This is a genomic window from Amycolatopsis sp. CFH S0740, from assembly GCF_004522315.1.
GTDB classification, from domain to species: Bacteria; Actinomycetota; Actinomycetes; order Mycobacteriales; family Pseudonocardiaceae; genus Amycolatopsis; species Amycolatopsis nivea.
Window position 1 is genome coordinate 179040 of the sequence record NZ_SDLS01000012.1, and the last position, 24945, is coordinate 203984.

The following is a 24945-nucleotide window of genomic DNA, read 5'->3' on the forward strand; positions in this document are numbered from 1 at the left end:
ATGACATCCGGGACCCTCGACCCCGCCCAGATGGCGGTCATCGCCAACCGGCTCGACACGATCGTCCGCGAGATGACCAGCACGCTGCTGCGCGCCGGCCGCTCCTCGGTCATCGCCGTCGCGCGGGACTTCTCCTGCTCGATCGTCACCGGCGAGGACGAACTGCTCGCCTCCGCCGAAGGCCTGCCGGTGCATATCTTCGGCGCGCATCTGCAGACCGCCGAACTGCGCCGCCGGCATCCCGACCTCCGCGACGGCGACGCCTATCTGGACAACGATCCCTACGTCGGCGGCTCGCACCACGCCGACCACACGATCATGGTGCCGGTGTTCGTCGGCGACACGCACCTCTTCACCGCCGTCGCCAAGTCGCACCAGGCCGACATCGGCAACAGCATGCCCACGACCTATTTCGCGATGGCCAAGGACGTCTACGAGGAGGGCGCGCTCAACTTCCCGTGCGTGCAGGTCCAGCGCGACCGCGAGGACATCTCCGACGTCATCGAGATGTGCCGCAGGCGGATCCGGGTGCCCGACCAGTGGTACGGCGACTACCTCGCGACGCTGGGCGCGGCCCGGACCGGCGAACGCCGGCTCAAGGAACTCGTCGACGTCTACGGCCTCGAGCTGATCCGGCAGTTCGTCGCCGAGTGGTTCGACTACTCCGAGCGCCGGATGACCGCGGCGATTTCGGCGCTGCCGTCCGGGCGCTACGTGCGGCACGGGCAGCACGACAGCGTCGGGCCGCTGCCCCCGATCCCGCTCAAGGTGGACCTGACGGTCGACGCCGAGGCGGGCCGGGTCAGCATCGACCTGCGCGACAACCCCGACTGCGTTCCGGCGGGCCTGAACATGACGCGCTCGACGGCGACGAACATGGCGATCGCCGGGCTGTTCAACAACATCGACCCGACCGTGCCGCACAACGCCGGTGCTTTCCGCCGAGTCGAGGTCCTCCTGCGCGAGAACTGCGTCGTCGGGATCCCCCGGCACCCGACGTCCGCCTCGATGGCCACCACGAACGTCGCGGACCGGCTGGTCAACCTCGCCCAGTCGGCCCTCGGCGAAGCGGGCACCGGCCACGGCGTCGCCGAGGGCGGCACCGGCATGGGACCGGGCATGGGCGTCATCTCCGGGACCGACTGGCGGACCGGGATGCCGTTCGTGAACCAGATGTTCGTCGCCAACAACGGCGGACCCGCCTCGCGGGACTGCGACGGATGGCTGACCTGGATCCTGCCGGTCTGCGCCGGCCTGCTGTACCGGGACTCGATCGAGATCAACGAGCAGAAGTACCCGGTCCAGTTCGACTACGTGCGGCTGCTCCCCGACTCCGGCGGGCCTGGCAGGCACCGCGGGGCCAACGCGATGGAACTGGCCTACACCGCACGCGGAAACCCGGTCGACGTCGTGTGGACGCTCGACGCCCACGAGTCGCCGCCGAACGGCATCCACGGCGGCGGCCCCGGCGCCACGGCCGCGGCCGCGCTCCGCCACGCGACCGGCGAGGTCACCGACCTGCCGGGCACCGGCGCGATCGCCCTCGAACCGGGCCAGTACGTGCTCAACACGACCGCGGGCGGCGGCGGATTCGGCGACCCGCGTACCCGCGACGCCGACGCGGTACTCCACGACGTCGCCGAGGGTTACGTCACCCGCGACGCCGCCGCGGAGGTGTACGGCGTGGTCATCGTCGGAGAAGGGCACGCGCCCCGGGTCGACCATGACGCGACCCAACGGCGACGGGCCGCCTTGGGAGCAGTGTGAGCGAGGCGCCGTGGCCAACGGCAATTGTGGCCACGGCGCCATCCATTTCAACGCCGACCTCGGCGATTGCTTCGGTCTCTCGAGGAGGGATTTCCTGATGGCACTGGAAAGTTCGCGTCTGGCTTTTGAACGGGCCCGGCGCAGCATCGGCGGCGGGGTGGCGTCGGGGTTGCGCCTCGCGATGCGGCCGCATCCGCTCTATGTCCGCGAAGCACGCGGTGCGCACGTGTGGGACCTCGACGGCGACCGTTACGTCGACTACGTCATGGCGTGGGGACCGATGCTGGTCGGCCACAGCGACCCCCGCATCGTCGAAGCAGCCTGCGCGGCCGCGACCCGGATGCAGGTCGTCGGCACCGGCCACGCCCTGGAATACCTGGCCGCGGAAGCCGTCCTGGACGCGGTCCCGCACGGGCAACGACTGCTCTGGAGCAACACCGGCACCGAAGCCGTCCAAATCGCCCTGCGCCTGGCGAGGGCGGCGACGGGTCGGCGGCGGGTGGTGAAATTCGCCCGCAGCTACCACGGCTGGCACGACAGCGTCTACGCCGGACTCGCCGACACCGACACCGACCGGGCCCCCGCACCGGCGTCCAAAGGCCAGACGCCCAGCGTCCTCGACGACCTCGTCATCGCCCGCTTCAACGACATCGCCATGGCCGAACGCCTGCTCGCCGAAGCAGTGGAACGCGACATCGCGGCGGTGCTCGTCGACCCGATCATGAGCAACGGCGGCGTCGAAGCCCCGTCGGCGGAGTTCCTGCCCGCGCTGCGCGCCCTGTGCGACCGGCACGACGTCGTCCTCGTCTTCGACGAAGTGATCGCCGGATTCCGCATCGCCCGCGGCGGTGCCGCCGAGAAATACGGCGTGCACCCGGACCTGTCCGTGTTCGGCAAAGCCATCGCCGGAGGATTCACCCAGAGCGCCGTCGTCGGCCGCGCCGACCTGATCGATCAGGTGACGTCCGGCGTGGTTCATGCCGGGACGTTCAACGCCAACCCCGTCGCGTTGGCCGCCGTCGAGGCGACCATGCGCGTGCTCGCCGACCCCGAGGTCTACCTCGCGCTGGAACGCGTCTCCGAGGAGTTCCAGAACACCGTCGGCGCCGTGCTCGCCTCCGCACCGGGCCGGGGCAGCCTCAACCGGGTCGGCTCGCTCCTGCAATACGTCCCCGACGGCGGCGCCACCGGCCTGCACGGAACCGGTGGCCCCTGGAGCCACATCCTCGACGGCATGCTGCACCACGGCTTCCTCTTCATGCCCTCGGGAAAAGTCTTCCTCTCCACCGCCCACACCCCCGCCGACATCGACGCCACCGCCGACGCACTCGACAAAGTGCTCCGCCAGCTGTAGCCCGCCCATCTTCAGAAAGGACCGCGGATGCCACCGCCGTTGTCGTTCGAACCCCTGACCCCGACGTCGTTCCTCGATCGTGCGGCCGCGGCGCACGGCGACCGGACGGCGGTGATCGACGGGGACCGGCGCTGGACGTACACCGAGTTCCGCGAGCGGTGCACCCGCCTCGCCGGTGCGCTGGCGGGAATGAGCGAGGCCCGACCCGTCGCGGTGCTGGCGCCCAACACGCATGTGCTGCTGGAAGCGCACTTCGGCGTGGTGTGGGCAGGAGTGCCGCTGGTGGCGGTCAACACCCGGCTCTCCGCGCGGGAAATCGCCTACATTCTCCAGCATTCCGGGGCTTCGGTGCTGATCCACGATCCGTCGTTCGACGCCCTCGCCGACGACGCCCTCGCGCGGCTCGACTCCCCTCCCCGACGGATCCGCGCCGGGGAGGATTACGAGGCGCTCCTGGCCGCGGCCGAACCGGTGCGGCATACGCCGTCCGACGAATTGGCGCTGCTGTCGATCAACTACACCTCGGGAACGACCGGCCGGCCCAAAGGCGTGATGTACCACCATCGCGGGGCCTACCTGCAGTCCATGGCGATGGTCGGCCACACGGGATTGACGCCGTCGGCCGTGCACCTGTGGACCTTGCCCATGTTCCACTGCAACGGATGGTGCTTCCCGTGGGCGGTGACCGCGGCCGCCGCGACGCACGTGTGCCTGCCGAAAGTCGACCCCGCGCAGGTGTGGCGGCTGATCCGGGAGGAGGGCGTAACGCACCTCAACGGCGCTCCCACCGTGCTGTCGATGATCGCGTACGCCGAGGAGGCGGCCGCCCTCCCTGCGGGACGAACCGTCCGGATCGCGACCGGCGGCGCGCCTCCGTCACCGGCCATCCTGCGGCGGATGGAGTCCCTGGGCTTCGACCTCACGCACCTGTACGGGCTGACCGAAACCTACGGCCCCGCCATGATTTGCGACCGGCGCCCGGAATGGGACTCCCTCGAGGAGCGGACCCGCGTGCGGCTGATGGCGCGCCAGGGCGTCGGGAACATGATCTCGTGCGTCCCCCGGGTGATCGACGAGAACGGGAACGACGTCCCGGCAGACGGCGAGACCGCGGGGCAGATCGTGTTGCGCGGCAACAACGTCATGCTCGGCTACCTGGACGACCCGGCCGCGACCGCAGCGGCGGCGCCCGACGGCTGGTTCCGGACCGGGGACATCGGCGTGGTGCACCCCGACGGCTACGTGGAACTGCGCGACCGGGCGAAGGACATCATCATCTCCGGCGGGGAGAACATCGCGTCGATCGAGGTGGAACAGGCGATCATGGACCACCCCGCCGTCCGCGAGGCGGCCGTGATCGCGGTACCCGACTCTCGCTGGGGCGAGGTGCCCGCGGCTTATGTCACGCTCCTCGACGGACTCGCCGCGACCGAACAGGAGATCATCGACCACGTCCGGCAACGGCTGGCCCGCTTCAAAGCCCCGAAGTCCGTGACGTTCGGGGAGCTGCCCAAGACGTCGACGGGGAAGATCCAGAAGTTCGTGCTGCGCGAACGGCGTGCTGCGAGCCAGGCTGGCTGAGGGAGGTCACCGGGGATTCCTTTTTGGACACTCGCGCGGGGTGCGGTCGACGAGCATGATGGTGGCATTGGCCAGAAGCACTCCCAAGCTCCGGGCACCGTGGGCCGGTGCCCGGAGCTCGCGGCGCGGTTCAGGAGAACTGGATCCCGCCGTCGATCATCACGGACTGGCCGGTCATGTAGTCCGAATCGGGGGACGCCAGGTAGGACACGTAGCTGGCCACGTCCTCCGGGACGGAGACCCGGCCCAGGTGGATGAGGTCGGAGTACTTCGCGATGGCCTGGCCCTTGCGCAGGCCTTCGGATTCGGCCAGTTTCTCGTCGATGAGGTCCCACATCGCGGTGCCGACGATGCCCGGGCAGTAGGCGTTGACGGTGATGCCGTGCTTGGCCCATTCCATCGCCGCGGCCTGGGTCAGCCCGCGGACGGCCCACTTCGACGCGGAATAGTGGCCCAGCAACGCGAACGGCCGGTGCGCGACGATCGAGGCGGCGCCGATGATCTTGCCTCCCCCGCCCTGTTCGATCATCTGTTTCGCGGCGGCCTGGTAGCACAGGAACATGCCGCGGGCGTTGACCGCCATCATCCGGTCCCAGTCCTCCGGCGTCAGTTCCAGCAGCGGAAGAACCTGCGCGATGCCCGCGTTCGCGACCATCACGTCCAGGGAACCCAGCGCCTGCACGGTTTCCCCGACCATCGCGGTCACCGCGGCCGGGTCGGACACGTCCGCGGTGACTGTCGCGGAGCGGCGGCCGGCTGCGCGGATTTCCTTGGCTACCGCTTCCAGTTCGCCCGCGTTGGCCGGGATGTCGTTGACCGCGACGTCGTGCCCGTCCGCCGCGAGGCGCAGTGCGATTCCCCTGCCGATGCCCCGGGCGGCACCGGTGACGAGAATGTTCTTGCTCATGCGACAACTCCTTTGTCTTCGCTGGGATCCGGCAGAAATGTAGGCGGCGTTTCCGGGCTGTTCAACGCGGCGGTTGTCTCACTTTGAGACGCTTTTCCCGAGCGGGATCGAATCGCGCGCGTGCAGGACATCGCCGATGAAGAAGTCGTACAGCAGCACTCCGACGGTGCCGCCGATCAGCGGTCCGACGATCGGAATCCACACATAGCCGCCGGGGCCGGGCAGTGCGGCGTCGCCCCATCCGGCGAGGAACGCGAAGAGCCGCGGGCCGAGATCGCGAGCCGGGTTGATCGCGTAACCCGCGTTCGCGCCGTAGGAGAGGCCGATCGCGGCGACGGTGAACCCGATCAGCAAGGGAGCCATTTTCGGTGTCGACGCCGCGATCCGGCCGTCGATGATCGCGAGCACCACCGCGAGGAGCACGGCGGTGCCGACCACTTGGTCCAGCAGCGGTCCGAGCCAATCGGTGAAATAACGCGCGGGCGCGGTCGCGAAAATGGTGAACGTCGTGTTCTTCCCGTCCGCGCCGGCCGCCGCCTCGAACGCGCGGATGGCCGGGTGGTACACCGCGAAAACCAGTGCAGCGCCCGCGAACGCGCCGAAAAGCTGTGCTCCGCAATAACCAGGAACTCGCCGCCACGGAAACCGCCGCCGCAATGCCATCGCGAACGTCACCGCGGGATTGAGATGCGCGCCGCTGACGCCGCCCGCGAGCAAGACGGCGAACGCGACCGCGAACGCCCAGCCCCACACGATGAGCATCCAGTCGCCGGTGCCCTGGAAGATCACCGTGGGGCCGGCGGTACGGCCCGAGCCGGGCAGTCCGGCCACCGCCATGGCGACACAGCCGTCGCCGAGCGCGATGAGCACGAACGTGCCGAAGAATTCGGCGAGTAGGTCGCCGTAGCCGCCGCGGAGCCGCGCGAGGGCTCCCTGCCTGCGCAAAGGTGGTGTGTCGGTCACTGGTCCTCCTTGACCCGAAGTGCCGTTCGCCGCCCGGAGCCGTTGCAGGCGGGCAGGGTTGAATACCCGGGCGGCGAGGATTTCCGCTCCGCCGCCGCCCGGGCGGTCGTGATTTCGTCAGGCGTACGCGGTGTAAGGCACGGCGAGCGGATCGCCGTAGCCGCCGCGGAGCCGCACGAGGGCTCCCCGCCTGCGCAAAGATGGCGTGTCGGTCACAGACGGGCAGGCTTGAATACCCGGGCGGCGGCAAGGGTTTCCGCCGCCCGGGCGGACGTGGTTTCGTCAGGCGTGCGCCAGATACGGCACCGGGTCAGGGAGTTTCGCCTCGCGGCGGACCCTGGTCGCGAAGCGTTCGATCGAGGCCAGCGCACTCGCGACGTCGCGGCTGTGCACCTCGAACGGCATAGCGTGGATGGTCTCGCCTTCGGCGGTCGCGGCGTCGGCGACCGCGCGCAGGCTGTCGTGGTCGTCGCTGCGCAGGCCGACTTCGGTCAGGGTCGTTGGCAGTCCGACCCGGGTCGTGAACTCGACGAAGTCGCGGACCTCGGCGGACGGCGCGCCTTCCAGCACGAGTTGCGCGATCGACCCGATGTTGACCTTCTGGCCGTGCGCGAGCCCGTGGGTGGCGGCGACCGCTGTCAGTCCATTGTGGATGGCGTGCGCCGCGGCGAGTCCGCCGGATTCGAAGCCGAGGCCGGACAGCAGCGTGTTCGCTTCGATCACTTTTTCCACTGCCGGCGTGACCTGGGAATCGCGCACCGCGTCGACGGCCTGAAGTGCGTTGTTCCACAGCACTTCCCAGCTGAGCTTGGCCAGCGCGGTGCCGGTGACCGTGGGCAGCCCGCCCGCCATCGTCGCCGAGTTCGACTGGGCGGTGGCGCGCGCTTCGAGCCACGTCGCCAGTGCGTCGCCGACTCCGGCGGCGAGCAGTTCGACCGGCGCGTTCGCCACCACCTGCGAGTCGACGAGCACCAGGTCGGGGTTGCGCGGAAAGAACCGGTACTCCTCGAATTCGCCGTTTTCGGTGTAGATCACCGAAAGCGCGCTGCAGGGGGCGTCGGTCGAGGCCACCGTCGGGCAGTTCGCCCAGCGGATCCCGGCGAGGTGGCCCGCGGCCTTCACCGTGTCGATCGCGCTCCCGCCGCCCACCGCGACCGCCACATCGGCACCGGTTTCTTGCAGGACACCAGCGATCCGATCGACCTCCGCCGCGCTCGGGAGGCCGCGGAACGTCTCCCGCCGCACCGGCAGGCCCGCGCTCTTCAACGACGTCTCGACGTCGTGGCCGACCATTCCCCACACCAGATCGTCGGCGACGACCACCGGCCTCGCCCCGATCGGCGCGAGATATTCGCCGAGCCGCCGGATCGCGCCGGCTCCTTGGACGTACCTGCTCGGGCTGATCACGGTGCGCAGCGACATTGCTGATGCTCCTTCGGATTTGCCGAATCCATGTCCTTCGACCGGCCGGTGGCCCGATCGTAGGCAGGCGGCAAGCGGAGCGGCGCGACCTGCCGTCTCACTTTGAGACACCCGGCCGGTCCCACTGAACGTCGCTACGGCGCGGCTGTCCGCGTCACGAGCGAAACTGGCGCTGGTCGATCCCGTACTGGGCCATTTTGCGGTAGAGCGTGGCCCGGGCCATGCCGAGTTCCTCAGCCGCGGCAACCACTGTCGCCCCTTGCTGCGCGAGGCAGCGGACGATTTCGTCGCGTTCGAGTGCCTGCAGGCGGTTGAGCCGGTGCCCGGCGTTCGTGAAGATTTCCGCGGGCAGGTGCCTGCTGTCGATCGTCTCCGAGCGAGCGGCGGCGGCCTGGACCACCCGCCGGAGTTGTTTGACGTTCTCCGGCCAGTCGTAGGCGCACAGTGCGCGCGCCGCCGAGGGCGTGAACGCGACGGCCCGCCCCCGCGACTGGTGGGCGAAGTGGTGCGCCAAGGGCAGCACATCGTCCGGCCGGAAGCGCAGCGAGGGCGCCTCGACCACGGTGTCCACCAGCGGCAGGAGCGCGGCCGGGACCTCAGCCGAGGCGGCGGTGAGCACGAACGACGCGGCACTGCCGCGCTCGCGCAGCGCCGCGAACCGGGCGGCCAGTTCGCTCGCCGCCCACGCCGGCAACGCGTCGACGCCGGCCACGATCACGCAGGTGTCGTCTTTGCCCAGCTCGGGTTCCCACACCGTGAGCCACGTCTGCACGTCTTCCGGGGCGGGCGCGCGGGCGTTGAGCAGCCGTTCGCGCGAGTGCAGCTCCCGGCGCGCGAGTGCCGCCAGCGCGGTCTTGCCCGCTCCCGGCTCGCCCGTCACGAGGACCGTCCGTCCCCAGCGCATGGCAGCCGAGGCTTCGGAGACCGCGTGCTGCCAGGTCGCCGACAACCGCGGCGGATCGAGCCGGTCGGCATACATCCGGTACACCTCGCCGCGCGGCGCCGGACGCGACTGCCGCCCGGACGCGCGCGCCAGCATCAGCGCACTGGTGTGCCCCGCCGCGGTCTGCGCGAGCGCGAGCAGCAGCTCCGAGGACTGCTCCGACCAGGTCGTGAGGTTCACGCTGCCCGCCAGCGCACCGCTGATCGGCTCCAGCACCGGGACCGCGGCGCACGTGTAGCCGCGGAGGCTGGTGCAGTAATGCTCCCCTGCGCGCACCAAGGACGGCACGCGGTCGGCGAGCGCTAGCCCCAGTCCATTCGTGCCGGCATTGCTCTCCGCGAAATAGAACCCCGGCGCCAGGTGGACCCGGTCGAGCGACCGCGTGATCCCCATGTCCCCGCACATCCGGCTGAGCACCAGGCCCTCGGCGTCGGTGAGCATGAGGCTGATCGGCTCGTTCGCGAGCGTCGCGTGCAACCCCTCGAGCACTTCGTTGCCGCAGTCGTACAGCAACGATTCAGTGTCCACCGCACCGCTGAACACCGGGGTGACCTCGTCGCCGGGCACCCCGTAACGCTCGCTGCGCTGCCACGAGGCGCGCAACCGCGGTGCGGTCGAACCTCGCGGCGCGAGCGGCCCCGATTCGCGCGGGCTGTGCGCCATATCGGCCTCCCAGGAGACGCGCCACTGCGTCGGACGGGATCGAGGCTACCCGCGCGCGGGCGCTCCGCAGTGCGGCCGCTGTCTCAAACTGAGACAGCGCGGCCCTGCCTGACCTGCGCCGGGATCCCTACCGTCCGAGTCCGGACGTGCCGATGAGGTCACGACGGGAGAGGAAACCGATGTACACCAAGGACGGGGAGAGCTACTACATCCTGGACGCGCACGTCGCGCTCTGGGACGCCCGGCCGGGCAACCAGCGCAACATCCACGGCAAGCAGTTCATCGACTGCTTCTACGACTACCACCGCAACCTCAGCCCGGAGTCCGAGGTCTGGCCCTACGAGGACTACCTCTACCAGGGCGGCGACCGGCTGATGAAGGACCTGTTCGCCGACGGCTACGTCGACCACGCGATCTTCCAGCCGGCCCTGCTGCCCGCGTTCTACACCAACGGCTTCGGGCAGACCGAGGAAGCGTTCGCGCTGGCCCAGCGGCATCCGGACAAGCTCACCTACAACCACTGCTGGGACCCCCGGTTCGGCGAGGACGGGCTCAAGCAGCTGCGCGAGGACGCGAAACGGTTCGGGCTCAAGGGCGCCAAGCTCTACACCGCCGAATGGTTCGGCGATTCGCGCGGCTGGAAGCTCGACGACAAGTGGAGCTACCGCTACCTGGAGGCGGCCCAGGAGCTGGGCGTCAAGAACATCCACATCCACAAGGGCCCGACGATCCGGCCGCTGGACCGCGACGCGTTCGACGTCGCCGACGTGGACAAGGTCGCCACCGACTTCACCGAGCTGAACTTCGTCATCGAGCACTGCGGGCTCCCCCGGCTGGAGGACTTCTGCTGGATCGCCACGCAGGAGCCGAACGTGCACGCCGGGCTCGCCGTCGCGATGCCGTTCATCCACACCCGGCCGCGGTATTTCGCGCAGATCATCGGGGAACTGCTGTACTGGCTGGACGAGAACCGGATCCAGTTCTCCAGCGACTACGCGATCTGGACGCCGAAGTGGCTGGTGGAGAAGTTCGTCGACTTCCAGATCCCGGCGGACATGACCGAGTACCCGCCGCTCACCACCGAGGTCAAGAAGAAGATCCTCGGGCTCAACGCGGCGGCGATGTACGACATCGAGGTCCCGGCCGAACTGCGCGTCGCCGACGATCCGGCCGAGGCGACCCCCGACGCGGTGGCGGTCGGCTGATGCCCGCACTGGAAGAGCGCGCCCGCGCCGCGCTGTCCGCCGTCTTCGACCCCGAACTGGACGAACCGATCACCGATCTCGGCTTCGTCCGTTCGCTCGAAGCCCGCGACGGAACGCTGACCGTGCACCTGCGGCTGCCGACTTCGTTCTGTTCGCCCAATTTCGCGTACCTGATGGCGTCGGACGCGAAGGACGTGCTGACCGCGCTGCCCGAGGCGGGCCGGGTCGAGGTGCTGCTGGACGACCACCACGATTCGGACCTGATCAACCGCGGCCTCGCCGCCGATGCCGGCTATCGCGGCACGTTCGGCGACGAGGCGGAGCAAGACCTCGAGCAGTTGCGCGCGACGTTCCGGCGCAAGGCGCACACCGCGGCCATGGAACGGGCGCTCACCGCGCTGCTGCGCGCGGACGGCGACCTGAGCGAAGAGGCGCTGCACGACGTGACGCTCGGCGACCTGCCTGACGACCGGGTCACCGCCGCGCTCCTGCGCCGCCGGGAAGCGCTCGGTCTCGCGGTCACGCCGGACCAGCCGGTGCTCGTCGACGACCTCGGCCGGCCGTATCCGAAGGAGGAAGTACCGCTGCGGCTGCGGTTCGCGCGGTCGGTCCGGATTTCGATCGACGGCAACGCGCACTTCTGCCGCGGCCTGCTCCGCACCCGTTATCCCGAATCCGCGGCCGACCAGGCGCCGCGGCCCGGCTCGCCCGAGGAGGCCCGAGCATCGTGAAAGCAGTCCAGGTCGTCGGTTACGACCAGCAACTTCGGCTCGCCGACGTACCCGTCCCCGAGGTCGCCGGCCCGTACGACGTCGTCGTGCGGATCGGCGGGGCCGGCGTGTGCCGCACCGACATCCACATCCTCGAAGGGCAGTGGGCCGAGAAGTCCGGCGTCGCGCTCCCCTACACGATCGGCCACGAGAACGCGGGCTGGGTGCACGCGGTGGGCAGCGCGGTCACCAACGTCGCCGAGGGCGACAAGGTGATCGTGCACCCGCTGATCACCTGCGGCCTGTGCCGCGCCTGCCGCGCCGGCGACGACGTGCACTGCGCGGCCAGCCAATTCCCCGGCATCGACACCGCGGGCGGCTACGCCGAGTACCTCAAGACCTCCGCGCGGAGCGTGGTGAAGCTCGACGATTCGCTGGAACCGGCCGATGTCGCCGCGCTCGCCGACGCCGGGCTCACCGCGTACCACGCGGCGGCCAAGGCGGCCCGGCGGCTGCGCCCGGGCGACCGGTGCGTGGTGATCGGCGCCGGCGGGCTCGGGCACATCGGCATCCAGGTGCTCAAGGCGCTCACCGCCGCCGAGCTGATCGTGGTCGACCGCAACGAGGACGCGGTGAAGCTGGCCGAATCGATCGGCGCGGACCACGGCGTGGTCGCCGACGGCGGGCACGTCGCCGCGGTGCGGGAGCTGACCGGCGGCGAGGGCGCGGAGACCGTGCTCGACTTCGTCGGAGAGGGCGGCGCGACCCGCGACGGCGTCGCGATGCTGCGCCGCGCGGGCGACTACCACGTGGTGGGCTACGGCGAAAACATCGACGTGCCCACGATCGACATCATCTCCGCCGAGATCAACTTCATCGGCAACCTGGTCGGCTCCTACACCGATCTGTGCGAGCTGATGGTGCTGGCCGCGCAGGACCGCGTGCGCCTGCACACCGCGACCTACCCGCTCGAGTCCTTTCAGGACGCGCTCGACGACCTGGCCGCCGGCCGCGTCCGCGGACGCGCGATCCTGGTTCCCTGAAACGGAAAACCGCTCCGAGGAGACCGATGATCTTCATCACCGCCAAGTTCCGGGTGAAGCCGGAACACGCGGACGCGTGGCCCGAGATCTCCCGCGCGTTCACCGAAGCGACGCGGGCCGAGCCCGGCTGCCTCTGGTACGAGTGGTCGCGCAGCCTCGCCGACGCCAGCGAATACGTGCTGGTGGAAGCATTCCGCGACGACGACGCGGGTGCCGCCCACGTCGGTTCGGCCCACTTCAAGACCGCGCAGCGCGAGCTTCCGCCTTATCTGGCCGAAACCCCGCGCATCGTGCACGCCAAGGTGGACCAGGACGGCTGGTCCGAACTCGGCGAACTGGCCGTGCGCGACTGACCGGTACCGGGAACAGTCCGGCTGGGGCTGGCTTGACGCATGGTCAAGCCAGCCCCGGCTACTCCACGCTGCGCTCAGCCGCAGTCCCCGCATACGCCCGCAGCAACGCCCGTAGCTTCGCCGCCGCTCGTTCGCCGCGCGACGTGTCCCCGAACGCCGTCAAGTGGAACACCAGACCGTCGAGGGCCAGGAATACCAGTTCGGCCAGGTCGGGGTCATCGAGGCCGTGTGCGGCGAGTTCGCGGCGCACCGCGTCGCGGTACAGGTCGTTGGCGCGTTCCATGACCGGGCGCAGTTCAGGGCGGCGCCGGGCTTCCATGGTCAATTCGTACTGGAAGGCCTGTGCGCCCGGATCGGCGGTCACGAGCGAGACCAGACCCGAGGCGAACTCGTCGAAGCCCTCGCCCTGCGACGACAGCTCCGCACCCTGGACGCTGCGCTCGACGCAGTGCGCGAGCGCCTCTTCCACCAGCGTCCGCCAGTCGCCGAAGTGGTAGCGGACCGAACCGTGGGTGACGCCGGCTTCGGCGGCGACCGAGCGGTAGGTCAGCCCGCGCAGGCCCTGCGCCGCTACGACCCGTACCGCGGCGTCCAGCAGCGCTTGCCGTCCCGTACCGTATGCCAGCCCTGCCATCGCGTCCTTCCCGTCCGGTTGCCTCGGCTCAGCGTAATCCGCGGCGAACCGGACAGGAGGGGCCGGTCACGGCTTCAGCAGCACCGACGTCGACGGGTAGTCGCTCGCGAACCGGTCCGGCAGCGGGGCGACGAACACGTTTTCGGTGCGGGTCCGGGTGATCCGCCAGCCTTCGGGCTCCTTGCGGAAGGCGTTGTTGAGCCGGCTGGAGCGCAGCAACGACTTCCCGTCCGAGAACAGCCACGGCTGCATGTGAATCCACTGTCCGTCGGCGGTGTCGCCGTGCACGTGGATCTGTTCCGAAGTCAGGTAGTGCGCGTTCAGCAGCAGCGCCGGATCCTGTTTCTCGCCCCAGAACCGCTGGAAGTGCTCGCGGATCGCCGGTTTGCCCTCGGCGCGGCCGAACTGGCCGTCGTAGTACTCGCCGACGCCTTCCCACACCGCGTCCTCGGTGTAAAGCTCAAGGATCAGCTCGATCCTCTTCGCGTCGTCAGCCACGCCGTACTCGGGATTCGGCGTGTCGCAGAGGAACATGTAGCGCGCCTGCAGCCGCCGGATGTCCGCCTCGGCTTCGAGCACCTCGACCCTGCGGACCAAAGCCGCCACGGTCTCGTCGGTCATCGATTCCCCTTTCACAGTACGATGGTCACGGTTTTCGCCTCGGTGTTGGCGAGAATGCCCTCGTAGCCCAGTTCGCGGCCGACCCCGCTCGCCTTCAACCCGCCCCACGGGAGCTGAGGGGCCAGCGGCGACCAGCCGTTCACCCCGACCGCGCCCGCTTCGAGAGCGGCCGAAACGGTGTGCGCGCGCCCGACGTCCCGGGTCCACACCGTGGCCGCGAGCCCGTAGTCGCTGTCGTTGGCTATCGCGACCGCCTCGGCCTCGTCGTCGAACGGGATCACCGTGCCGACCGGGCCGAAGATCTCCTCGCGCGCGATCGCCAGGTCGTTCGTGCCGGAGAACACCGTGGGCGCGACGAAAAAGCCCGGCCCGTCCGGGGAATTGCCCCCGGCGACGAGTGCCGCGCCCTCGTCTCGTCCTTTGTGGACATAGCCGAGCACCCGCTCGCGCTGGGCGCCGTTGATCAGCGGGCCCATCGTGGTCGCCGGGTCGAACGGGTCGCCGAGCACCTGCGCCGCCGCGGCGTCGCGCAGTCCGTCCAGCACCGCGTCCAGCACGGGCCGCTGCACGAGGATGCGCGTCCCCGCGGCGCAGACCTGGCCCTGGTTGGTGAAGATCCCCGCCGCGAGACCGGCCACCGCGGCGTTCAGGTCCGCGTCGGCGAACACCAGCTGCGGGGATTTGCCGCCCAGCTCCAAGGTCGTCCGCTTGAACGTGTCCGCGGAATTGCGCAGGATGCGCCGCCCGACGCCGGTGGAACCGGTGAAACTGACCTTGTGCACGCCCGGATGCCGCGCGAGCGCCTCGCCGGTGACCGAGCCCGGACCGGTCAGCACCTGGATCACGCCGGGCGGGAAACCGGCCCGTTCGGACAGCTCCGCGAGCTGCAGGATGGACAGCGACGCGTCCTCCGCCGGCTTCACGATCACCGTGTTGCCCGCGGCCAGCGCGGGAGCCAGCTTCCAGCCGAGGATCATGAGCGGCGAGTTCCACGGCACGATCGCGGCGATCACGCCCACCGGTTCGCGGCGGGTGTAGGAGTGGGTCGGCGCGCCGAAATAGCCGTCGGTCGGCACGAACTCGCCGGTGATCTTGTCCGCCCAGCCCGCGTAGTACCGCAACGACGCCACGAGATTCGGCACGAACATGCCCTGCGCGATCCCGGCGGGCGCGCCCATGTCGAGCGATTCCAGCCGCGCGAGTCCCTCGGCCTCCTGCTCGACCAGGTCCGCCAGCCGGGAGAGCAGCAGGCCTTTCCGGGACGGCGGGGTCGCCGCCCACTCCCCCTTCAACGCCCGCGTCGCGGCCTGCACCGCGCGGTCCACGTCGGCCTCGTCGGCGGCGGCGATCTCCGCGAGCGGTTCCTCCGTCGCCGGGTTGAGCGTGGTGAATCCCGGCGCACCGCCCTTCGTCCAGACGCCGTCCAGGAACAGCGCGGTCACGGTGTCAGTCATGCGGTTCTCCTTTGCGAGTGGCGCGCGAGGTACCACGCGCCAGCGGCGATGCCGCCTTCGGTGACGGTGAGGACGGCGAGCGCCGCCGATCCGGAGTGGTGCCCGGTTCCCACCGCGAGATGGATCGCGACCATGGCCGCGGCGTTGCCCGCGACCAGCCGCAGCGCGGACCGGCCGCCGCGCCACAGATGCGCCGCGCACGGCAGGCACAGCACGGCCATGCCCGCGAAAACCGCCGTCAGAGCGGGCGTGTGCGCGGCGACGGCGACGTGGGCGAGCGCACCGGCCATCGCGAACACGGCGAGCCAGCGGCACAGCGCCAGCTCACGGCCCGGCATGACCGGCCGTGCCGCAGCAGCCGGATTTCCCGCTGAGGTCAGGCACGTCGAGGGTCGGGTTGCGGTCGAAGAAACCGTCCGGCTTGAGCTTGAACCCGGCGTAGTCGACCGGCATGATCGGCCAGTCCTCGGTGCGCACGAAATGCGTCAGGCCGAAGGTGTGCCACAGCACCACGTCCTCCCCGTCGATCGGCCGGTCCCGCGCGGTGTAGGCGGGCAGCCCGTCGTCGCCGGGGTTCTGGTTCACCGTGTAGCCCGAGGGCCACAGCTGGTCCCGGTCGTACCGCGAGACCCAGAGGTGCTCGCGGGCGAACGCCGCCCGGCGGGCGATCGAGGAGTTCTCGTCGGCCAGCAGCGCCGGCTGGCCTTCCGGGTGCAGCACGTACGAGGTCGGCTTGCCCAGCCGGTTGGTGCGCTCCGCGCTGGAGATCGCCCACACCCGGTTGAGGTGGTTCGCCGCTTTCCGGCGGGCTTCGCGTTCGGTGCGCAGCCGCGTGCGCTTGCGGCCGATCGCGTTGCCCCACGGGTTGTTCCCGCCCATCGGCACCGGCGCGACGTCCAGTTCGTCCACGCAGTTGCGCACCCCGTCGACGGTCAGGTCGAGGCGCACCGAGAACAGGTGCTGGTGCACCGGGGCGCCGAGACCGGGCGCGAGCTCGCTGAAGTGCGGGTCCGAGCCGTCGTACCCGGACGGGAACGGGATGCCGGTGGCCTTGGTTTCGAACTCGATGGTGCCGTCGAGGTAGAAGTACCAGTAGAACCCGTAGTCGTAGTTGCCGACGGTGCCGAAGAACGACACCACGAGCCGGCGCTGCCGCCGCGTCTGCGAGGTGCCGGTGAAGATGTCGTTGTGCTTCCACAGCACGCCGAAGTCCTCTTCGTGGATGCAGATCGCGTTGCGGATGAGCTGCGGGCGCAGGTGGTCGTCGGCCACGACGGCGTCGGCGTAGGTGATTTCGCCGAGACAGTCGCAGCCCAGCTCCAGCGAGTTCGCCAGCCGCCCGAACTGGTACTCGCCGAGGTCGAAGTAGTTCTGCCAGCCGTGCGTGGGCCCGGGATCGCCGTAGTTGACCACCATCTCCGCGACCGAGGCCCGGTAGACGACCGGCCGCCGCACGCCGCCGTCGGCATAGGACACCTGGTGCAGGGTCAGCCCCTCGCGGCCGTTGAACCCCAGCCGCAGCTGCCAGTTCTGCCACGACAGGACGCCGTCGTCGTACTGGAACGAGACGCCTTCGGGCTGGGTGATGGAAATCGGCTTGAGATCCGTGCGCTGGGGGCCGCGGACGGCGTCGTGCAAGTAATCGCCGGACTCCTCGGGCACGTGGTCGACGTGCGTCTCCACGACCCGCAGCACCCGCCGGTTGCTCACGTCGACGTGCGCGATCACCCCGCCGACCGGATGCGCCCACGGCGGTTCGCCGGGGTGCGGCTGATGGAAGGAGAGCACGCGGTACACGCGGGCGCCGACCTCGTCGGGATAGCCGAACACCCCGGCCGACAGCGGCACCGTCCGGACCTTGCCGACATCGGCGACGCCGCGCTTGGCGACCGCGGCGAGCCACTGCTCGTCGCTCTTGACGATCTCGTCGACCAGGTCGTAATCCTCGTCCAGGCACGGGCCGAAGCCCACCTCGGCCGGGTCGAGCACTGTCCGCGAGACGACCTCTCCCGCGGTCAGGTCCACCACCACGGTGCTGAGGCCGAGCGGTTCCAGTTCGGTCACCAGCACCGACACCTCGCGCGGCAGCGGGGTCCGCCCGTCCCAGGCGAGGACGTCCTGCTTGTCCGGTTCGCGAAGCAGGACGTAGGAGAACCGGGTCGTAGCGGACACGAGACCGGCTTCCTCGAGAATCCTTCGCGCGGCTTCGAGTTCGGCCGCGGAGAGCACAGCCAGCGGATGCGGGGCGGCGTTCCCGCCGTCGACCGGCGACACGGGCAAAGTTTGGGTGGACATAAGCCTTTCCTTGGGCAGAGGGAAGAAGTCAGACGGGTTCGGCAGCCGGGGCCGGAGCGCCGCGCGGCACGGTCCGGGGCGAGCGCAGGAGCCCGGCGGCGAACACGACGGGCACGATGGCCAGCAGGAGCCACACGGTCGTCGCGCTGCCTCCGGTGAGCACTCCGAAGTTGCGCACCACCTGGCTGAGGATTCCGAGCATCAGCACGGCGGAGAGGGCCGGCGCGAGCAGTGTGGTCCAGATATTGCGTTCGGCGCGGGTGCGCCGGAAGTAGCCGATGACCGCCGCTGAGGTGAGCGTGTACAGCACCACGAGCGTCGCGACGGCCAGCCCGGACAGCCAGCTGAACAGCTGGTTGACCGGGTCCATCCCGGCCGCCGCGAAGGGCAGCACCACCACCGCGGCCAGCAGCGACTGCGCCAGCGAGGCCGCGGCCGGGGCCTGGTGCCGGTTGGTGCGCTCCAGGACCGGCGGGAACAGGCTGTGCCCCGCCATGGTGTGGAAATAGCGCGTGATCATGTTGTGGAAGGACAGGATCCCGGCGAACAGCGACGTCGAGAGCAGCACGTCGGCCGCGGTCCCCGCCCACTCCCCCAGCACGCTGTTGAGCGGCGTCACCGCGAAGGAGGCAGGGTCGGTCTGCAGTGCCGTCCGCGCCGCCTCTTGCGCCTGCCCGGCGCCGTAGAAGCAGACCAGCGTCCAGGTCAGGAACGCGAGGAACACCGCGATCAGGACGACCGCGATATAGGTCGCGCGAGGCACGGTGCGCCGCGGGTCCTTCGCCTCGCCCGAGTAGATCGCCGTCGATTCGAATCCGAACATCGACGCGATCGCGAACATGATCGCGACTCCGGGCGCGCCGGCCAGCACCGCTTTCGGGCCGAAGCTCGCGGGAACGTCCAACGCGGACCATCCCTTGGTGACGACCACGCCGACGGCGAACCCGGCCAACAGCAGCAATTCGAACGCCACGAGCACGGCGAGCACACGGGCGCCGAGTTCGATCTTGCGCGAGCCGAGGAACCACACGACAGCGATCGCGCCCGCGACGCAGGCCCACCACGGCACGGAAATGCCCGCGTGCCGGGACAGCAGCCCGGACAGGCTGGCCCCGAACAGGCCGTACATCGCGATCTGGATCGCGTTGTAGGACAACAGGGCCAGCGCGGATCCGCCGGAGCCCGCGCGACGGCCGAGCCCCGCCTTGATCACGGCGAAAAAGCCGCCGCGGGTGTCCACGTGCCGCGTGATCGTCGTGAACCCGACCGCGAACAGCACGATCACGACGCCGACGACGAGATAGGCGCCGGGTGCGCCCGCCCCGTCCCCGAGCGCCACGGCGAGCGCGGCCGCGCCCACGATGCTCGTCAGCGGCGCTTGCGCCGACAGGACGAAGAACAGGATTCCGGGAACGCCGAAAGCGTTCTGCTTGAGATCGGTCTGGTGCTGGACTTGCGCGTTCGACATTGAGCGCCTCCGCCGGGAACGGCTCGGCGGCGCCTGCGCCGGCGCCGCTGGTGTTGCCGACAACCTTCAGCGCCAGACCCAGAACTTGTCAAGTGGATAGTTTCGCGGATTCATGCGCGTTGGCGATGAATCCCGCTGTCTCGCCAGGGGTATGCCGGCGACCGCTTTCACGCCCGGTCGCCGAACTGTCCGAAATGGACAGCCGCGTCAGGAATTCGCCAGGGAGAGGTTGAACGAGTACCGCGACGCCCGGTACACATGCCATCCGTACTCGACGACCCGGCCCGTCTCGTCGTAGGTCGTGCGCTGCATGGTCAGCAACGCGGCCCCCGGCTTCTCGTCGAGGAGTTCGGCGTCCTCGGCGGTCGCGAGGCGGGCGCCGATGTTCTGCTGCGCGGAGTGCAGGCGCAGCCCGGTCCCGCGCAGCAGCTGATACAGGCCCTTCTCCCGCAGGTCCTCGTCCGACGGGTCGATCAGGCCGTCCGGGAGGTAGTTGTTCATCACCGCGAGCGGCTCGCCGCCCGTCGAGCGGATCCGCTTCAACCGGCGCACGCGCGTCAGCCCCGGGGCTTCCAGCAGCCCGGCGGCCTCCGCGTCGGCGTCCTCCACGCGGTTCCACAGCACCGTCGTCTCCGGCGTTCCGCCCAGCCCGGCGAGATCGTCGTACAGGCTGCTCAGCCGCAGCGGACGGGTGACCTTCGTGCGCACCACCTGGGTGCCGACCCCGCGCTTGCGCACCAGCAACCCCTGGTTGACCAGCGACTGGATGGCCTGGCGGACCGTGGGACGGGACAGCCGCAGCCCGGCCGCGAGGTCCAGTTCGTTCGCCAGCCGCGCGCCCGCCGGCAGGCGGCCGTCCTCGATCGCGGCGTGCAGCTGGCGCGCGACCTGGAAGTACAGCGGTTCGGGGCTGGCCGGATCCACCGCGATCTCGCGCGCGGGGTCCCAAGCCGGACTGGCGTTCATCCTCGGGAGCCTACCGACTCAGGTGCCGATGACCTAATGTCCATATGTCTTGACAAAGTCCCTCGGGGTCCTGCACTGTCAGAGGGCGGAGCCACCGCGGCAGGCAGGAGGACGCGACGATGACCACGGGGTTCGACCTCGTCACGATGGGCCGGATCGGGGTGGACGTCTACCCCGAGCAGATCGGCGTCGGGCTGGAAGACGTCACCTCGTTCGGCAAGTATCTCGGCGGCAGCGCGACCAACGTCGCGGTCGCCGCCGCCCGGTACGGCCGGGCCTCGGCGGTGATCACCAAGACCGGCGACGATCCGTTCGGCCGGTTCCTGCACCGCGCGCTCGCCGGATACGGCGTGGACGACCGGTTCGTCGGGACCTCGCCGCGGCTGCCGACGCCGGTGACGTTCTGCGAGATCTTCCCGCCGGACGATTTCCCGCTCTACTTCTACCGTTTCCCGAAGGCGCCCGATCTCGACATTTCCGCCGGCGAACTCGACTTCGACGCGATCCGCGCGGCGAAGGTGTTCTGGGTGACGGTGACCGGGCTGTCGCAGGAGCCGAGCCGTTCGGCGACGCTGGCGGCGCTGGAGGCCCGTGGTCGCAGGGGGATCACGGTGCTGGACCTCGACTACCGGCCGATGTTCTGGGACTCGCGCGAGCAGGCCCGGGAATGGGTCGGCAAGGCGCTCGAACACGTCACGGTCGCGGTCGGCAACCTCGACGAATGCGACACCGCGGTCGCCGTCCGCGAACCTCGGGAGGCGGCGAAAGCGTTGCGGGACAAGGGGATCTCGCTCGCCGTGGTGAAGCAGGGCCCGAAGGGCGTGCTCGCGGTGGACGACACCGGCGAGGTGGAGGTGCCGCCGGTGCCGGTGGAGGTCGTCAACGGTCTCGGCGCGGGCGACGCGTTCGGCGGCGCGCTGGTGCACGGGCTGCTGTCCGGCTGGGACACCGCGCGGGTGATGCGGTTCGCGAACGCGGCCGGTTCGCATGTGGCGGGGCAACTGTCCTGTTCGGACGCCATGCCCACCGAAGACCAGGTACTGCGCAAGCTCGGAGGAAACGAATGAATACGGTCGAGCGGATCGTCGCCAAACGCGTGCGCGATCCCGAAGCGATCGCCGAGGCCGCTGCCGTGCGCGTGCGGGCCAAGTCGCCGTTCAACGACAAGGGCCGCACGATGATCATCGCCGCGGACCACCCCGCGCGGGGCGCGAACGCGGTCGGCTCCGATCCGCTGGCGATGGCCGATCGCGGCGAACTGCTGGAGCGGCTGTGCCTCGCGCTGGAACGCCCCGGCGTCACCGGCGTGCTCGCGACCCCGGACATCGTCGACGACCTTCTCCTGCTCGGCGCACTGGACGGCAAGACGGTGATCGGGTCGATGAACCGCACCGGGCTGGCCGGGTCGAGCTTCGAGATCGACGACCGGTTCGCCTGCTACGACGCGGAAACCATCGCGCGCATGCGGTTCGACGGCGGCAAGACGCTCACCCGGATCTGCCTCTCCGACCCGGCGACGCCGAGCGTCCTGGAGAACACCGCGAAGGCGATCGACGCGCTCGCCGACCGGAAACTCGTCGCGATGGTCGAACCGTTCCTGTCCGAATGGGTCGACGGGAAGATCAAGAACGACCTCTCCCCCGACGCCGTGATCCGCTCGATCACCATCGCGTCCGGGCTCGGCCGCTCGTCGGCCTACACCTGGCTGAAGCTGCCGGTGGTCGCCGAGATGGAGCGGGTGCTGGCGGCCTCGACGCTGCCCGCGGTGCTGCTCGGCGGCGAGGTCAAGGATCCGGACGCGGCGTTCGCGTCCTGGCAGCAGGCGCTCGCGCTGCCGACGGTGCAGGGTCTGGTGGTCGGGCGGTCGCTGCTCTATCCGCACGACGGCGACGTGGCGAAGGCGGTCGATACGGCGGTGGGGTTGCTGTGAACCGGTTCAGTCTCGAAATCACTCCCGAATCGGCCGGATGGGGCTACTCCGGCCTGCGCGTGCTGGAACTCGACGGCGCCGAGACCGTCTCCGCCGGCGACGCGGAAACGCTTGTGCTCCCGCTGTCGGGCAGCTGCTCAGTGTCGGTCGACGGCGAGACGTTCGAGCTGGCCGGGCGCACCGGCGTGTTCGACGCGGTCACCGATTTCGCTTACCTGCCCAGGGATGCCGAGGCGACCATCACCGGCCAAGGCAGGTTCGCGCTGCCCTCGGCGAAGACCTCGAAGCGGCTGCCCGCGCGCTACGGCCCCGCCGACGGCGTGCCGACGGAACTGCGCGGCGCGGGCAACTGCAGCCGCCAGGTCAACAACTACTGCCTGCCGCACACCTTCGACGCCGACCAGCTGCTCGTCTGCGAAGTCCTTACACCGGGCGGGAACTGGTCGTCCTATCCGCCGCACAAGCACGACGAGGCACGCGAGGGCGAAAGCGAACTCGAGGAGATCTACTACTTCGAGGTCGCCGGCGACGGCATGGGCTACCAGCGCGTCTACGGCACTCCCGAGCGCCCGATCGACGTCCTGGAAGAGGTCCGCACCGGCGACGTCGTGCTGATCCCGCACGGCTGGCACGGCCCGTCGATGGCCGCGCCCGGCTACGACCTGTACTACCTCAACGTGATGGCCGGCCCCGGACCCGAACGGGCGTGGCTGATCTGCGACGACCCCGCGCACGCGTGGGTCCGCCAAACCTGGGAATCCCAAGACGTCGACCCGCGGCTGCCGTTCGGAGGCGCACGATGAGGCTCACCACCGCGCAAGCCCTGGTGCGGTTCCTGGCCAACCAGTACTCCGAGCGCGACGGCGTCGAACACCGGCTGATCCCCGGCTGTTTCGGGATCTTCGGGCACGGCAACGTCGCCGGGATCGGGCAAGCGCTGCTGCAGGCCGCCCGCACCGGCTCCGACGACCTGCCGTACTACCTCGCGCGCAACGAACAGGGCCAGGTCCACGCCGCGACCGCGTTCGCGAAAATGCGCAACCGGCTCCAGGCCTTCGCCTGCACCGCGTCCACCGGCCCCGGCTCGACGAACATGATCACCGGAGCCGCCCTCGCCACCACGAACCGGATCCCGGTCCTGCTGCTGCCCAGCGACATGTTCGCCACCCGCGGCCCCGACCCGGTGCTGCAACAGCTGGAGGACACCCGCGGCGGCGACGTCACGGTCAACGACGCGTTCCGCCCGGTGTCGAAGTACTTCGACCGGATCACCCGGCCCGAACAGCTGATCTCCGCCGCCCTCGCCGCCATGCGGGTGCTGACCGACCCGGTCGAGACCGGCGCGGTCACGCTCGCGCTGCCGCAGGATGTGCAAGCCGAAGCCTACGACTGGCCCGAGGAGTTCTTCCGGCGCCGCGTCTGGCACATCGACCGCCCGGTGCCCGAACCGGAAGCACTCGGCCGCGCCGTGGACCTGCTGCGCGCCGCGAAGGCCCCGCTGATCGTCGCGGGCGGCGGCGTCGTGTACTCCGAGGCTTGGGAAGAACTCCGCGCGTTCGCCGCCGCCACCGGGATTCCCGTCGCCGACACGCACGCGGGCAAGGGCGCGGTCCCGTGGGACCACCCGAGCGCGGTCGGCGGCATCGGCTCCACCGGCACGTCCGCCGCCAACGCGCTCGCCGCGGAAGCCGACGTCGTGCTCGGCATCGGCACCCGCTACAGCGACTTCACCACCGCGTCCCACACCGTGTTCGGCAATCCGGATGTGAAGTTCGTGAACCTCAACGTCGCACGCCTCGACGCCGCGAAGCATTCCGCGGAAATGGTGCTGGCGGACGCGAAACGCGGCATCACCGCACTGCACGAAGCCCTCGCCGGATGGCAGGTCGACGACGCGTACCGGACCCGGGCGCGGCTGCTGGCCGACGAGTGGAACCACACCGCGGACGACTGCTTCGCCGTCGGGCACCAGCCGCTGCCTGCACAGACCGAGATCCTCGGCGCGCTCAACAGCGAACTGGACGACCGCGACGTGGTCATCAACGCCGCCGGATCGATGCCGGGCGACCTGCAGATGCTCTGGCGGGCCCGCGATCCGAAGGCCTACCACGTCGAATACGCCTACTCCTGCATGGGCTACGAGGTCGCCGCGGGCGTCGGCGCGAAAATGGCCGCGCCCGACCGGGAAGTGGTCGTGCTCGTCGGCGACGGCTCGTACCTGATGATGGCGCAGGAAATCGTCACGATGGTCGCCGAAGGGCTCAAGGTGATCATCGTGCTCGTGCAGAACCACGGGTTCGCCTCGATCGGGTCGTTGTCGGAATCCCTTGGCTCGCAACGATTCGGCACCTCATACCGGTACCGTGCCGACAACGGCCTGCTGGAGGGCGGCGTACTGCCCGTCGACCTCGCCGCCAACGCCGCCAGCCTCGGCGCGACCGTGCTCCGCGCGTCCACTGTGGACGAGTTCCGCGCCGCGGTGAAACAGGCCAAGGCGAACTCCACGACCACCGTCGTGCACGTCGAAACCGACCTGCACGGCCCCAACCCGCCCGGATCGGCGTGGTGGGACGTGCCGGTCAGCGAAGTGTCCGACCTGGACTCGACCCGAGCGGCGCGCGAAACCTACGCCGACGTCAAACGCAAGCAGCGCCCGTACCTCTGAC

The 24945-nt window shown here is 70.0% G+C and carries 22 protein-coding genes; 11 read left to right on the forward strand and 11 right to left on the reverse strand.

The annotated features are described in order from the left end of the window. The 3 genes from EIZ45_RS21750 (at position 1) to EIZ45_RS21760 (ending at position 4702) form a co-directional block, all read left to right on the forward strand. Entirely contained in the window at positions 1–1767 is a 1767-nt protein-coding gene (locus EIZ45_RS21750) for a hydantoinase B/oxoprolinase family protein (protein WP_134666052.1), read from the forward strand. Between the two features lie 97 nt (positions 1768–1864). Then, positions 1865–3121 (forward strand): aspartate aminotransferase family protein, encoded by a 1257-nt coding sequence (locus tag EIZ45_RS21755; protein ID WP_134666050.1) that lies wholly within the window; start codon positions 1865–1867, stop codon positions 3119–3121. Positions 3122–3148: 27 nt separating this feature from the next. Then, the gene (locus tag EIZ45_RS21760; RefSeq protein WP_134666048.1) at positions 3149–4702 is read left to right on the forward strand and encodes an AMP-binding protein; all 1554 of its coding nucleotides are present in this window, start codon (positions 3149–3151) and stop codon (positions 4700–4702) included. A 130-nt stretch (positions 4703–4832) separates the two neighbouring features. Here the strand turns inward: EIZ45_RS21760 and EIZ45_RS21765 are convergent, their stop codons facing one another. From EIZ45_RS21765 to EIZ45_RS21780, 4 genes are all read right to left on the reverse strand, one after another. Beyond that, a complete protein-coding gene (locus tag EIZ45_RS21765) occupies positions 4833–5609 on the reverse strand; it encodes an acetoin reductase (RefSeq protein WP_043827579.1) in 777 nt (258 codons plus the stop codon). Positions 5610–5687: 78 nt separating this feature from the next. Next, positions 5688–6572 carry an MIP/aquaporin family protein gene (locus EIZ45_RS21770; protein WP_134666046.1) on the reverse strand — a complete coding sequence of 295 codons (885 nt, stop codon included), beginning with the start codon at positions 6570–6572 and terminating at the stop codon, positions 5688–5690. Between the two features lie 282 nt (positions 6573–6854). Next, entirely contained in the window at positions 6855–7994 is a 1140-nt protein-coding gene (locus EIZ45_RS21775; RefSeq protein ID WP_134666044.1) for a glycerol dehydrogenase, read from the reverse strand. A gap of 154 nt (positions 7995–8148) precedes the next feature. Continuing rightward, complete coding sequence (locus EIZ45_RS21780; RefSeq protein ID WP_051171511.1) at positions 8149–9600, reverse strand: helix-turn-helix domain-containing protein; 1452 nt, start codon at positions 9598–9600, stop codon at positions 8149–8151. A 179-nt stretch (positions 9601–9779) separates the two neighbouring features. Here EIZ45_RS21780 and EIZ45_RS21785 point away from each other — a divergent pair, with 179 nt between their 5' ends. From EIZ45_RS21785 to EIZ45_RS21800, 4 genes are read left to right on the forward strand one after another with little or no spacing between them, the layout of a single operon-like run. Next, a complete protein-coding gene (locus tag EIZ45_RS21785) occupies positions 9780–10805 on the forward strand; it encodes an amidohydrolase family protein (RefSeq protein WP_134666042.1) in 1026 nt (341 codons plus the stop codon). Next, complete coding sequence (locus EIZ45_RS21790) at positions 10805–11536, forward strand: iron-sulfur cluster assembly protein (protein WP_134666040.1); 732 nt, start codon at positions 10805–10807, stop codon at positions 11534–11536. Before EIZ45_RS21785 ends, EIZ45_RS21790 begins: the two co-directional genes overlap by 1 nt. Beyond that, complete coding sequence (locus EIZ45_RS21795; protein ID WP_134666038.1) at positions 11533–12558, forward strand: NAD(P)-dependent alcohol dehydrogenase; 1026 nt, start codon at positions 11533–11535, stop codon at positions 12556–12558. Before EIZ45_RS21790 ends, EIZ45_RS21795 begins: the two co-directional genes overlap by 4 nt. Positions 12559–12584: 26 nt before the next feature. Next, complete coding sequence (locus EIZ45_RS21800) at positions 12585–12911, forward strand: putative quinol monooxygenase (protein WP_134666036.1); 327 nt, start codon at positions 12585–12587, stop codon at positions 12909–12911. Between the two features lie 58 nt (positions 12912–12969). Here the strand turns inward: EIZ45_RS21800 and EIZ45_RS21805 are convergent, their stop codons facing one another. From EIZ45_RS21805 to EIZ45_RS21835, 7 genes are all read right to left on the reverse strand, one after another. Further along, the gene (locus EIZ45_RS21805) at positions 12970–13545 is read right to left on the reverse strand and encodes a TetR/AcrR family transcriptional regulator (RefSeq protein WP_134666034.1); all 576 of its coding nucleotides are present in this window, start codon (positions 13543–13545) and stop codon (positions 12970–12972) included. 66 nt (positions 13546–13611) lie between these two features. Beyond that, on the reverse strand, positions 13612–14166 hold the full coding sequence (locus EIZ45_RS21810; protein WP_134666032.1) for a nuclear transport factor 2 family protein: 555 nt from the start codon (positions 14164–14166) through the stop codon (positions 13612–13614). 11 nt (positions 14167–14177) lie between these two features. Next, positions 14178–15620: an aldehyde dehydrogenase gene (locus EIZ45_RS21815; protein WP_037814453.1), complete on the reverse strand. Its 1443-nt coding sequence runs from the start codon at positions 15618–15620 to the stop codon at positions 14178–14180. After that, positions 15617–15958 carry a hypothetical protein gene (locus EIZ45_RS21820; protein WP_043827562.1) on the reverse strand — a complete coding sequence of 114 codons (342 nt, stop codon included), beginning with the start codon at positions 15956–15958 and terminating at the stop codon, positions 15617–15619. The genes EIZ45_RS21815 and EIZ45_RS21820 overlap by 4 nt, the downstream gene beginning before the upstream one ends. Continuing rightward, positions 15945–17915 (reverse strand): primary-amine oxidase, encoded by a 1971-nt coding sequence (locus EIZ45_RS21825; RefSeq protein WP_134666030.1) that lies wholly within the window; start codon positions 17913–17915, stop codon positions 15945–15947. The genes EIZ45_RS21820 and EIZ45_RS21825 overlap by 14 nt, the downstream gene beginning before the upstream one ends. 28 nt (positions 17916–17943) lie before the next feature. Then, positions 17944–19383 carry an APC family permease gene (locus tag EIZ45_RS21830; protein ID WP_134666028.1) on the reverse strand — a complete coding sequence of 480 codons (1440 nt, stop codon included), beginning with the start codon at positions 19381–19383 and terminating at the stop codon, positions 17944–17946. Between the two features lie 207 nt (positions 19384–19590). Next, positions 19591–20349 carry a GntR family transcriptional regulator gene (locus EIZ45_RS21835; RefSeq protein ID WP_134666026.1) on the reverse strand — a complete coding sequence of 253 codons (759 nt, stop codon included), beginning with the start codon at positions 20347–20349 and terminating at the stop codon, positions 19591–19593. Positions 20350–20468: 119 nt separating this feature from the next. Here EIZ45_RS21835 and iolC point away from each other — a divergent pair, with 119 nt between their 5' ends. Genes iolC through iolD form a run of 4 tightly spaced genes read left to right on the forward strand, consistent with a single transcriptional unit; the run spans position 20469 to position 24944 of the window. Further along, positions 20469–21416: a 5-dehydro-2-deoxygluconokinase gene (gene iolC, locus EIZ45_RS21840; RefSeq protein WP_134666024.1), complete on the forward strand. Its 948-nt coding sequence runs from the start codon at positions 20469–20471 to the stop codon at positions 21414–21416. Continuing rightward, on the forward strand, positions 21413–22279 hold the full coding sequence (locus tag EIZ45_RS21845) for an aldolase (RefSeq protein WP_134666022.1): 867 nt from the start codon (positions 21413–21415) through the stop codon (positions 22277–22279). Before iolC ends, EIZ45_RS21845 begins: the two co-directional genes overlap by 4 nt. Next, complete coding sequence (gene iolB / locus EIZ45_RS21850) at positions 22276–23082, forward strand: 5-deoxy-glucuronate isomerase (protein WP_134666020.1); 807 nt, start codon at positions 22276–22278, stop codon at positions 23080–23082. Before EIZ45_RS21845 ends, iolB begins: the two co-directional genes overlap by 4 nt. Further along, positions 23079–24944 (forward strand): 3D-(3,5/4)-trihydroxycyclohexane-1,2-dione acylhydrolase (decyclizing), encoded by a 1866-nt coding sequence (iolD, locus tag EIZ45_RS21855; protein WP_134666018.1) that lies wholly within the window; start codon positions 23079–23081, stop codon positions 24942–24944. Before iolB ends, iolD begins: the two co-directional genes overlap by 4 nt. Position 24945 lies beyond the last annotated feature (1 nt).

Coding starts and splice junctions, on each gene's coding strand:
- EIZ45_RS21750 (WP_134666052.1), top strand. CDS start 1: ATGACATCCGGGACCCTCGACCCCGCCCAGATGGCGGTCATCGCCAAC.
- EIZ45_RS21755 (WP_134666050.1), top strand. CDS start 1,865: ATGGCACTGGAAAGTTCGCGTCTGGCTTTTGAACGGGCCCGGCGCAGC.
- EIZ45_RS21760 (WP_134666048.1), top strand. CDS start 3,149: ATGCCACCGCCGTTGTCGTTCGAACCCCTGACCCCGACGTCGTTCCTC.
- EIZ45_RS21765 (WP_043827579.1), bottom strand. CDS start 5,609: ATGAGCAAGAACATTCTCGTCACCGGTGCCGCCCGGGGCATCGGCAGG.
- EIZ45_RS21775 (WP_134666044.1), bottom strand. CDS start 7,994: ATGTCGCTGCGCACCGTGATCAGCCCGAGCAGGTACGTCCAAGGAGCC.
- EIZ45_RS21780 (WP_051171511.1), bottom strand. CDS start 9,600: ATGGCGCACAGCCCGCGCGAATCGGGGCCGCTCGCGCCGCGAGGTTCG.
- EIZ45_RS21785 (WP_134666042.1), top strand. CDS start 9,780: ATGTACACCAAGGACGGGGAGAGCTACTACATCCTGGACGCGCACGTC.
- EIZ45_RS21790 (WP_134666040.1), top strand. CDS start 10,805: ATGCCCGCACTGGAAGAGCGCGCCCGCGCCGCGCTGTCCGCCGTCTTC.
- EIZ45_RS21800 (WP_134666036.1), top strand. CDS start 12,585: ATGATCTTCATCACCGCCAAGTTCCGGGTGAAGCCGGAACACGCGGAC.
- EIZ45_RS21805 (WP_134666034.1), bottom strand. CDS start 13,545: ATGGCAGGGCTGGCATACGGTACGGGACGGCAAGCGCTGCTGGACGCC.
- EIZ45_RS21810 (WP_134666032.1), bottom strand. CDS start 14,166: ATGACCGACGAGACCGTGGCGGCTTTGGTCCGCAGGGTCGAGGTGCTC.
- EIZ45_RS21815 (WP_037814453.1), bottom strand. CDS start 15,620: ATGACTGACACCGTGACCGCGCTGTTCCTGGACGGCGTCTGGACGAAG.
- EIZ45_RS21820 (WP_043827562.1), bottom strand. CDS start 15,958: ATGCCGGGCCGTGAGCTGGCGCTGTGCCGCTGGCTCGCCGTGTTCGCG.
- EIZ45_RS21825 (WP_134666030.1), bottom strand. CDS start 17,915: ATGTCCACCCAAACTTTGCCCGTGTCGCCGGTCGACGGCGGGAACGCC.
- EIZ45_RS21830 (WP_134666028.1), bottom strand. CDS start 19,383: ATGTCGAACGCGCAAGTCCAGCACCAGACCGATCTCAAGCAGAACGCT.
- EIZ45_RS21835 (WP_134666026.1), bottom strand. CDS start 20,349: ATGAACGCCAGTCCGGCTTGGGACCCCGCGCGCGAGATCGCGGTGGAT.
- iolC (WP_134666024.1), top strand. CDS start 20,469: ATGACCACGGGGTTCGACCTCGTCACGATGGGCCGGATCGGGGTGGAC.
- EIZ45_RS21845 (WP_134666022.1), top strand. CDS start 21,413: ATGAATACGGTCGAGCGGATCGTCGCCAAACGCGTGCGCGATCCCGAA.
- iolD (WP_134666018.1), top strand. CDS start 23,079: ATGAGGCTCACCACCGCGCAAGCCCTGGTGCGGTTCCTGGCCAACCAG.